Genomic DNA, 6,074 nt, shown 5'->3' with positions numbered 1-6,074 from the left:
ACTGTACTGGCAGATGTTGGAGTAGAACAGACTCTTTGCGTTGAGCCATAGGTTGACACTGTTTACACACTCTTGCCAACGCTGCTTGAGCGTAGGCTGCTGCTCCACCTTGTTGGGAGCAAAGCTGATGATGGTTTGTTGCATTTCCATTATTTTTGATACATTACCACGGATTCTGCCGTGGCGCAGAGGTACAGAAAAAGGCGGCTGCACATCCCGCTGTATCAAAAATAATGGTTCACCCGAAGGGCTACTTAAAAATTTTTACGGAATGGCAAGCCGCCACTATCGATGTTTAACTAAATTACAATAAAAAAGCCCGAGCCTTTCTATCTTGCCGAGCGTTTGACCGTCGCTCTCCGGAATGGTAACACCATTATTTTTGATACGTTGGCAAAGATAGGGTGTTTTTTTGAACGGTGCAAACTTTTCGTTGTATTTTTTATCGTAAAAATGATAATGAGGGGAGATGCTTATATAATTAGGTGGGATTTTTTTAACAACGAAAGGAACGAAAGGAACGAAAGTTGGTGTTGGAAGAATGAACGCAGGCGGCAAGAAGAGACAAAGCGCATGCTCCATGGTGGGAAGCATGCGCTTGTGGTAAGGTTGCGCCCGTAGGCGTCGGGCGGCTTTTTGTCTTAATTGGTCAAACAGACAACCACGCCTAAATGCTTTCTGCGGCTCTTCGTATGCGGTTGCTCAGGTCGAAGAGCGATCCGCGCAGCTGTTCCAACTCCTCCTCGTTGAAACCGCCCATGCCACCATTGCCGTCGATACCGTTCAACTTGTGATAGAACCATGAGGACGATTTGTGGAAGTATTTGTTGGCAAAGTCCATCCATGACACCGAGAGGTTGATGTCTGCCAGACGCTGCTTCATGTCACTTACCACTGCCTGCTTTTTGATAACTGTTTCCATTGCTGTTTCCTTTCTTTTAGTTGAAGCTCCATCCCCATTGGGGGAGGAGCTGTGGTTTTGTTGTCAATAAGGTTGTCGGAGCATAGCGTAAAACTTCTCAATGATGATACTGAGTAGTTCCGGATAACCATTTGGATAAGACCGGTTGTAGTTCCTCATCTGCTCGAGGAGGTCCCTTTCCTCATCCGTAACCCTCATTGTTTCCATTTCTTGTTTCATTTTCCGTTGTTTTTATTAAGACAACGCAAAGGTAATACATTATTTTGTACTTTACAAGTATTTACTACTTTATTTTGTAGTAACCGCGCGGACATTTCATTTAAAGGCAATGCAGTTTTTAAACAACGAATGCAAATCTGCCAGTGACAAAGCGCATGCTCCATGGTGGGAAAGCATGCGCTTGCGGTAAGGTTGCGCCCGTAGGCGTCGGGCGGCTTTTTTTTGTTAAACAGGGGGAGCAAACACCCCCTCGCCTAAATGGTTTCTATGCTGTCGGCGGCACGGCGTATGCGGTCGGCAAGGTCGCATAGTGCGCCTTTGAGCTGTATGCGCTCTTCAAGGCTGAACTCTGTTGGTTTTCGATTGCCGTCGATGCCGTTGAACTTGTTGTAGAACCATGATGCCGACTTTGAAAAGTATTCGCGCGCCAGGCATCCCCACGAAATGGAGAGGAGGATGTCGCTCATCTGCTTTTTCATGGTCGTCTGTTCTGTTTGCTTCATTGTCATGTATCGTCCCATATCTTTGATGTTTTAAGAGCCCCACCCTTTCGGGTGGGCTGTTGTTTCATTGTAAAATCATTCTTTCAAAAAGTTCCCTTGCGTAGAATAGGAGATTGTCGTTTCCGTTAGGGTAAGCTCTCTTGTAGTTTCGAATGGCTTCGAGCAGCTCATTCTCTTCATCTGTGATTTCTTTTTTCATATTGTTTGCTTGTTTTGTTTAACATTGCAAAGATAGTGTAATATTTCACACTGTGCAAATTTTTAGTGTAATATTTTACATTTTTATCGAAGATTTTTTTCACCATGGTACGTTTATAGGAGTTCGCAGAAGTAGCCTGTCTTTTCCTTGTCGATGCCGTCATCGGAGACGTTGAGTTCTATTTTCTGGCAGATGAACCTCTTGTTGTCGAAGACATAGATTTTTCTTGGGTCTGGAACATCATCGGTGAGAAACTTGATGACGATGGTGTGATGAGCGTCCACATGCACGTTGGAGCGGAATTCGCCAAGGGTGTAGAAAGGTCCCAACTTCATGCCCGGGATGGCATGCAGGCTCAACGAGCCCACGTCGTCAAACCCGGGTCCGGGATATTCGCGGTACATGCGAAAGTCGGTGTAGGTGACGGGCGCGCGGTACTTGGCATATTTCCCATCGACGGCGCTCTTGTAGTTGAACGTTCCACCAAGCACCTTCCTGTTGGACACCTTCTTGCCTTGGAACATGACGAACATGGCGTCGGCAGTCTCGCCCTCGTTGGACTCTTTCTCTATGCCGCCCTCTATGGCATTCCGAACGCTCAGGTAGTAGTCGCCCTCCTCGTCGACGCTCATGTCCTTCATGCTCGCCCCCTTCTCGTTGGTGGTGGACGGGATGCAATACGCCACGTTCGGCAACCCCTCGGCGCCGACGCCATGCAGCCACAGGGCGTCTTTTCCCTTGTAGAGCGTCTTCATGGTGACGGCTACCGGGGCGACGCACAACTCCTCGTACCAGTCGCTCTTCTCGTTTCGCACGATGGGGTTGAAAAATCCGCATGGCAGCGCCTGTCCCACCTTTCGCTCCGGGTCGGGATGGCTCTCGTCGATCTCGTCGGCATAAACATAGTACAGGCCACCGAACTTCTGTATGGTGGTGCGTTTTTCCCTCTCGCCCAGCTTGTCGAACTCGACGACCCCCTCTTTGACGTCGAACTCCTTGAGCACCTCCGGCGACACCACTTCGCGCCACGACCTGTTCGCCGACCCTCCCAGCCTGAACCTAAGGTTGGAGGTGAGCGCGTTCTTGACGCCATCGTCGTCATACTCGGTGGTGAACGTCTCCTCATGTTGGTATGCCACCGTCTCGTTCTTGAGCAGCTCGTTGCCGGAGACGATTTTGACGCTTCGCTCACGCTCGTCGAAGAAGACGGTGGCGTTGAACAGCTTTCGTATCTCGTCGAGGAACTTGTACACCGTCCAGTGGGGCAGGGCGTCCTTGATTCTTAGCGAGCGTGTGGCGCTGGCGACGAGCAGCCTGTTCCACGGCTCCTTGTCGTAATCGTTCCGGAGCAGGGTGTAGCCCTCGCTTTCGATGACCTTTCGCAGCACGTACATCAGGTTGGGCTGCACGGCGAGGTTGTACATGCACGCCCTGTCCCCCTTGCCCAGTTTCTTTCCGTCCACCTTCCATTCGACGGCTTCGAACACGCGAATCCCATTCGAGCAAGTGTCTTCCGTCTCGTCCCATATCGGGTTGAACGCCGCGACGCCCGGCTGTCCCACGAAATTGCTGCCGGTGAGGTCGACGAAGAGCCACCCCCCTCGCGCGAGCTCCATCATCCGCGGCTCATCGATCGACAACCGCGCGTAGGCCTCCTTGTCATATCCTTGCGTGATGGTTACGGGAGGATAGTCGATCTCGTCGATGTAGTGGTTCTCGAACTTGGAGTTGTACTTGACGCGGCTCTTTCCTCCGACGATTTGCACCTTGACGGTGTCGTTGGTGATGGCGGTGACGATGCCCTTTCCCTGCATGACGAGCCTGTTGCCGGCATAGAGCAGGCATTGCTCGAAGGTGGTCGCCGTCTTCTTGACGTCAAGCCTGTGAACGTTGGCGAAGAGTCGCCTGTTGGCGTCAATCTCCATGGGGAAGATGATGTCGTAGGAATAAGTGCCCGAATCCTTGACAAAGGGGTTTTCGAGCGTTACCTTGATGTTGTTCGTTGTTGACGGATAGCCTTTCTTTCCGTCTAAAGTACAGAGGAGCATAGGTGTTATGGTTTTATGGGTTGACAGCGCTTGAGCGTTATTTGTTTTGTTGCAGCATGTCCCAGTGGCGTTCTTCTTTCTTGAAGTCGTGCATGGAGACGTTGGCGGTGATGCCGCCGTCGAGCAAGGCGCCCATGCGGTCCAACGTCTCGTTCATCTTGCCGATGACGCCGCTGAGCTCCGCGTTGTCGGTCCGCACGTTCACCGTTGGCGCGGACACCACGGTGGTGCCTGTTCCCAACGATTGCGACACATCCGCCGCCGTGAGCATTCCGATGGTGTTGTCGCGCTGCGCCTTGTCGATCAACTGGAGTGCCGGCAAGAGCTGTGGGTTATTGACCGCCCTGTGGTTGGCGACGAACTCCCCTTGGTGTACGATGCCAGCCTTGCGCCGGTAGTCGCTTCCGCCTGTGAATCCACCCTCGTAGTAACCTGACTCTTGTGCCTGCCGCTGCTTCTTGATGGTGGCAATCTGAATGGCGCCAGCCGCTATTGCCAGTCCTGCCGCAATGGGCGCCATGACCAAGTTGGCCGGCGCGGGGATGCCCCTCATGACGGAGGCATACGCCGAGACAGCGCCCAATGCCGTCTGTGCGATGGCTTGCGCCAACTGCATGTTGGCTTCCTTGCGCGCGTACTTCGTCTTAATTTTCGCCAATTCCTTTTGTTTCTTGTCTTCGAGCTTTCTTGCCAGTCTCGCGTTCTTCCCGGCATGCTTGATCATGCGGTCATACTTCTGCTGCGTGACCTTCTGCTCGTAATCGGACTGTGCGGCATAATACGATGACATGGCGCTCATGATAGGCGTTATCGCTTCGTACGCCTGTTGGAACTTCTGCCCCATTTGGTCCACCATGTCAGCCGTTGCCTGTCCCATTGCCGCCATTGCCTCTTGGTGCGAGATGACGCCATTTGCCTCCATCTGTCGGATGTTCTCCATGACAGACGAGAACCGCGCGATGTCGGAAGTGAAGTAATCGGTGACCGACTGACCGTCGGGATGGTCGTTCTGATAGTCAGCCTTGGCGTTGTTGGCAGCCGTCTTGTGCGCCATGTCCACCCTGCGCTTGAACTTCTCACCCTTGGAGTCGTTCAGGTTCTGCTCGCTCTTACGCCATTCGAACTGCCGCTCCACCTCTTTGCGATATTGCGCGTATTTCTTGGTGATCTCCGTTTTGCGCTGCTCGTATTCCTCGTGCTTCAGCTCACCCCCTTTGTACAGACTCTCCATCTGTTGAAGTTCGTACCGCTCCATCCACTTGAGCCGATTGACCGCCAGCGTCTTTTGCTTCTCCACGTCCTTTTCGCCATATTCCTCTTGCAGCTGCGAGAGCAACTCTTGATAATGCCTTGCGTTCTCAATCTTGTGCATGCCCTCTCGCTGCTCGATCTCCGCTTGGAGGTCAAGGTATTCCTGCGTTCCCTTGTTGTACAGCCGCTGCCTCTCGATGAGCGCGTCCAGCTCGTTTTGGTACAACGCCTCATTGAGTGCCTCTTGGTTCTGATAGAGCGACTTTCCCTTCTGCTCGAACTCGCTTTGCAGCTGCAGGGCGAGGGTGTCGTGCCTGTACCTTATCTCCTCTTCGGTCATGCGTCGCACTTCATCGTTGTACTTCATGAGGAGTTCCTCCTTTTTTCTGAGCAACGCCTTTGCCTCTTCCGTCTCCGCGCCATTGATGCGTATCTGCTCGTCGAGCGATTGCGTCTTGATGTCCTTTTCCTTTTTCCGGAACGTTCGCAAATCAATCTCCCCTTGCGCGTACTTGCGGTAGTTCTCCACCAGCTCCGCGTCGGTGAGTGCCTTTTGCGCCTGTATGGCGTCCTTGAGGTTTTTCTTTCGCAGCGCCTCCTGCTTGCGTTGCAGCGCCTCGCTCTTACGTTCGGCATTGGCTTGCGCCTGAAGGGCTGCCCGCCTTTTACGTTCTTCTTCTTTTCTTTCTTTCTCTGCTTTCGCTGCTTCCTCTTTATTTTTCTTTTCTATCGCTGCCGATACCTTTGCATTCTCTTCTTCAATATGCTTATGAATCTTCTGATACTCTTTCATGAAGAACTTTTGCTTCTGGTCCAGCTCTTTCAGGTCGGCTGCGAGGTCAATCTTAAGCTGCTGGTCTTCGCTTCTCCCGTAATCGGCCACCGACTTCAAAGAGCCTTTTTTTCTTTGTATATATTTTTATTACTGTCCG

6 protein-coding genes are annotated in these 6,074 nt (G+C 52.0%); all 6 read right to left on the bottom strand.

What is annotated here, in order from left to right:
- Positions 1–667: 667 nt before the first annotated feature.
- The 6 genes from HMPREF1640_RS02480 to HMPREF1640_RS02460 all read right to left on the bottom strand — a co-directional run bounded on the left by HMPREF1640_RS02480 (position 668) and on the right by HMPREF1640_RS02460 (position 6,034).
- Positions 668–922 (bottom strand): DUF5053 domain-containing protein, encoded by a 255-nt coding sequence (locus tag HMPREF1640_RS02480; RefSeq protein WP_036892081.1) that lies wholly within the window; start codon positions 920–922, stop codon positions 668–670.
- Between the two features lie 63 nt (positions 923–985).
- Entirely contained in the window at positions 986–1,129 is a 144-nt protein-coding gene (locus HMPREF1640_RS13470) for a hypothetical protein (RefSeq protein ID WP_197051473.1), read from the bottom strand.
- Positions 1,130–1,395: 266 nt separating this feature from the next.
- The gene (locus HMPREF1640_RS02470) at positions 1,396–1,662 is read right to left on the bottom strand and encodes a DUF5053 domain-containing protein (RefSeq protein WP_231565820.1); all 267 of its coding nucleotides are present in this window, start codon (positions 1,660–1,662) and stop codon (positions 1,396–1,398) included.
- Positions 1,663–1,708: 46 nt separating this feature from the next.
- Positions 1,709–1,843 (bottom strand): ArsR family transcriptional regulator, encoded by a 135-nt coding sequence (locus tag HMPREF1640_RS13125; protein WP_156098685.1) that lies wholly within the window; start codon positions 1,841–1,843, stop codon positions 1,709–1,711.
- A gap of 113 nt (positions 1,844–1,956) precedes the next feature.
- Complete coding sequence (locus tag HMPREF1640_RS02465) at positions 1,957–3,891, bottom strand: hypothetical protein (RefSeq protein WP_036892075.1); 1,935 nt, start codon at positions 3,889–3,891, stop codon at positions 1,957–1,959.
- Between the two features lie 37 nt (positions 3,892–3,928).
- Positions 3,929–6,034, bottom strand: a complete 2,106-nt coding sequence (locus HMPREF1640_RS02460) for a hypothetical protein (protein WP_036892073.1) — start codon at positions 6,032–6,034, stop codon at positions 3,929–3,931.
- Positions 6,035–6,074: the final 40 nt, after the last annotated feature.

The sequence above is a fragment of the Prevotella sp. S7-1-8 genome, from assembly GCF_000758925.1.
Lineage (GTDB): Bacteria > Bacteroidota > Bacteroidia > Bacteroidales > Bacteroidaceae > Prevotella.
Note: the sequence above shows the minus strand (reverse complement) of the source record. Positions and strands in the feature narration are given on the sequence as shown.

Coding starts and splice junctions, on each gene's coding strand:
- HMPREF1640_RS02480 (WP_036892081.1), bottom strand. CDS start 922: ATGGAAACAGTTATCAAAAAGCAGGCAGTGGTAAGTGACATGAAGCAG.
- HMPREF1640_RS13470 (WP_197051473.1), bottom strand. CDS start 1,129: ATGGAAACAATGAGGGTTACGGATGAGGAAAGGGACCTCCTCGAGCAG.
- HMPREF1640_RS02470 (WP_231565820.1), bottom strand. CDS start 1,662: ATGGGACGATACATGACAATGAAGCAAACAGAACAGACGACCATGAAA.
- HMPREF1640_RS13125 (WP_156098685.1), bottom strand. CDS start 1,843: ATGAAAAAAGAAATCACAGATGAAGAGAATGAGCTGCTCGAAGCCATT.
- HMPREF1640_RS02465 (WP_036892075.1), bottom strand. CDS start 3,891: ATGCTCCTCTGTACTTTAGACGGAAAGAAAGGCTATCCGTCAACAACG.